1 protein-coding gene and 1 pseudogene are annotated in these 1,570 nt (G+C 46.9%); one reads left to right on the top strand and one right to left on the bottom strand.

The window, feature by feature from the left end; genetic code table 11:
* Positions 1–1,018, bottom strand: a 1,018-nt coding sequence (gene istA / locus AB6D58_RS24380) for an IS21 family transposase (protein ID WP_372158788.1), incomplete at its 3' end; no start/stop codon positions are given.
* Between the two features lie 223 nt (positions 1,019–1,241).
* Between istA and AB6D58_RS24375 the strand changes: the two are divergent.
* A pseudogene (locus tag AB6D58_RS24375) lies at positions 1,242–1,550 on the top strand (transposase); the annotation flags it as partial.
* Between the last annotated feature and the right edge of the window lie 20 nt (positions 1,551–1,570).

Here is a 1,570-nt window from a genome sequence, read left to right as displayed (position 1 = left end):
AATCAGGCCCAACCTTGGCTCGCTTGGTTTCGGTATAGAGATATCGCTGCTTAGGAAGAGGCTTTAACGCGGGTTTATCGAGTTTGTCGAACAGCGCTTTGCGGCTCGCACCATAATGCTTCATCTCACGTTCGTTTAAGTCATTCATCAGCTCACGGATGGCAAGGTTCAGCTCTTTGAAGGTATAGAAGGTTTGATGGCGAAGTCGCATCATGATCCAACGTTCCACTAGGAGGACAGCATTCTCTGCCTTGGCTTTGTCTTTCGGTTTGTAGGGGCGAGCTGGCATCACGGCAGTTTGATAATGATTTGCCAGTTTTTGATAACTGTCGTTAAGTCTCGGCTCATAACGATTGGCTTTGCTGACCGCGCTGCGTAGATTATCGGGAACCAAGAGCCGTGGGACACCACCGAAGTGTTCGAGTGCATTGGCATGCGCCTCTAACCAGTAAGACTTACCTTGACTCGGGAAGGCTTCAACATAGGTGTAATTGGACGCTCCTAAGGTCGCCACGAACACTTCTGCTTCGCGCACTTCACCTGTATCAGGGTTGACTACTTGAAGCCTCGGCCCACAGTAATCGATAAACAGCTTATCACCTGCAACATGGAGCTGACGCATACTGCGCTTTTGGGTTTTGAACCAACGAGTGAAGTGCTCGCAGAACTGAGTGTAAGCGTAAGCTTGCTCTTGATATTGCTCGTGGTACTCCTGCCACAACAACATCTTTGTCATGCCTTTACGCTTGAGTTCGACAGCGTACTGAGCGAAGTCTGGCATAACCTTGTCTCGACTGGCTTGCTTCGAATGATATAGGGCTTTGGTAAGGTCTGTATCACTGCAATCTTCTGGGAGAGGCCAGCCTATCTGACTTTGCTTAAAGCGAGCGACAAGCTCAGAGACTGTTGCAAGGCTGACATTGAGACAACTAGCAATACTACGGTAGGACAACCCACACTCGTACTTAAGGCGTAATATCTCTTTGATTTTGTTCATTGGAGTTCTCTTTTTAGCCATTGTCGCTTCCTTACGTTCTTGTTTAAGAAGTAAAGAATAGCGAGCTATTGATTTAAAAGAGAAAAAGGAAGGATTTCGGGCATTCCGAACGCGGTTTTCGCTATTCCGAACGCTGATTTCGGAGTTCGCTTAAAAGTGTTCGGATAATCGCGGAATATGCGTTCGGATTAAACCGAAATAGGTGTTCGGGTCATACCGAAATGGCTGTTCGGAATGCTCCGAAATACGCAAAAGCCGTGATTTCTCTGCTTGGCTAGGACTCGTACCAAAACAATATTCGACGGGAGGAAAGCCACGCTTAGGTCGGATAACCAAACATGGCGATAAATACTTACGAACACTATTAGTTCATGGCGCAAGGACCGTAATTGCCAACCTTGGCGACAAGCAAGATAAGTTAAGTCAGTGGTGTCGAGGCGTTCTAGAACGAAGAGGAATGAACCGAGCAATAGTGGCACTGGCCGCGAAGAACGCACGAATTATATGGTCGCTTTTACACAATCAAACAGAATATGAAAACTATGCTGCTTAAGTAGAAACCTAAGCAGCATA

The sequence above is a fragment of the Vibrio sp. 10N.239.312.D08 genome, assembly GCF_041466145.1.
Classification (GTDB): Bacteria; Pseudomonadota; Gammaproteobacteria; order Enterobacterales; family Vibrionaceae; genus Vibrio; species Vibrio crassostreae_C.
The sequence above is the reverse complement of the archived record's forward strand: the minus strand, read 5'-3'. Positions and strand labels throughout refer to the sequence as shown.